Genomic DNA, 1,317 nt, shown 5'->3' with positions numbered 1-1,317 from the left:
CCGGTATGACTCACCCACATGGGTTACAAATCAGTTCACGCACATAGGTAACAGTTTTTAACTGGCAGGGTCGATTTCGCGAGGATCTGACCATGCCCTGGAAAGAGCTGAAACCTATGGACCTTAAAGTGATGTTCATCGCCGACTACCTGTCCCAGAAGCACAGCCTTAGCCAGCTGTGCCGGGACTATGAGGTCAGCCGAAAGACTGGGTATAAGTGGATCAGGCGTTACGAGGCAGAGGGGCCGAGCGGGCTTGATGAACGTAGCCGCTGCCGCCACAACCAGACCTACGTGGTGCCCTTGGCGGTGAAGCAGGCAATCGTTGAGTTTCGCTTAATTGGCGAGACGATCCCCGGTCCGAAAAAGATTCAGAACAGCCTCATGCAGCGTTTTCCAGACCAGGATCCGCCCTCGAAAACGACCATTTACAACATTCTCAAGGCAGCTGATCTGATTACCCCCAAGCCATTGCGCCGACGGGTGGCTGTGTATCCCAAGCCTTTACGCAAGGCAGAAAATCCCAACCAGTTATTCAGTGCTGACTACAAGGGCCAATACCTGACCGGAGCAGGGATTTGGTGTTATCCGCTGACGATCATGGATCATGCCAGCCGGTTTTTGCTGGCTTGCCAGAGCATGAGCAGCACCAATCTCAAGGAAACCCAGCAAACCTTCGAAAGGGTTTTTCGCGAATACGGCCTGCCAGAGCGTATTCGTACTGACAATGGGATTCCGTTTGCCAGCACCAGTCGTGCAGGGCTTTCACAACTGTCGATTTGGTGGATGAGACTTGGAATTATTCCTGAGCGGATCGAGCCTGGTCGCCCAGATCAGAATGGGCGGCATGAGCGTATGCACCGGACGTTGAAAAGTACGTTACCTCACCCGTCGGCAATTGCCTGGGAGGCCCAGCAGCGCCACTTTGATCGCTTCCTGCAGCACTATAATTATGAGCGTGGACATGAGGCGCTTGGCCAGAAAACGCCTGCTGCTTGCTATACGCCTTCAACTCGAATGTACCCAGAAACGCTACCGGAAATGACCTATGCGAGCCATATTGAGAGTTACCTGGCCGACAGTAGCGGAATCATCAATCGAGGAGGCATGCGGGTTTATGTGGGCAATTTACTTTGTCACCAGACCATCGGAATGGAGATGATCGGTGATGGGGTATGGAATGTAATCTTCGGTCCGGTGATCTTGGGCCACGTGAATGCGAGAGATGCAAAAAACGGTTATGTCTCAATCAAAGTGTCACCTATGTGAATGCACTTTTTTGTAACCCATGTGGTTGATCCGTACATGCCCCACCACT

The 1,317-nt window shown here is 52.4% G+C and carries 1 protein-coding gene; it reads left to right on the top strand.

Annotated features, from left to right (window positions below; translation table 11 throughout):
* Nucleotides 1-92 precede the first annotated feature (92 nt).
* On the top strand, nucleotides 93-1,268 hold the full coding sequence (locus KDX30_RS29395) for an integrase core domain-containing protein (RefSeq protein ID WP_099267504.1): 1,176 nt from the start codon (nucleotides 93-95) through the stop codon (nucleotides 1,266-1,268).
* Nucleotides 1,269-1,317: the final 49 nt, after the last annotated feature.

It is taken from the genome of Pseudomonas quasicaspiana (assembly GCF_021147825.1).
GTDB classification, from domain to species: Bacteria; Pseudomonadota; Gammaproteobacteria; order Pseudomonadales; family Pseudomonadaceae; genus Aquipseudomonas; species Aquipseudomonas quasicaspiana.
Note: the sequence above shows the minus strand (reverse complement) of the source record. Positions and strands in the feature narration are given on the sequence as shown.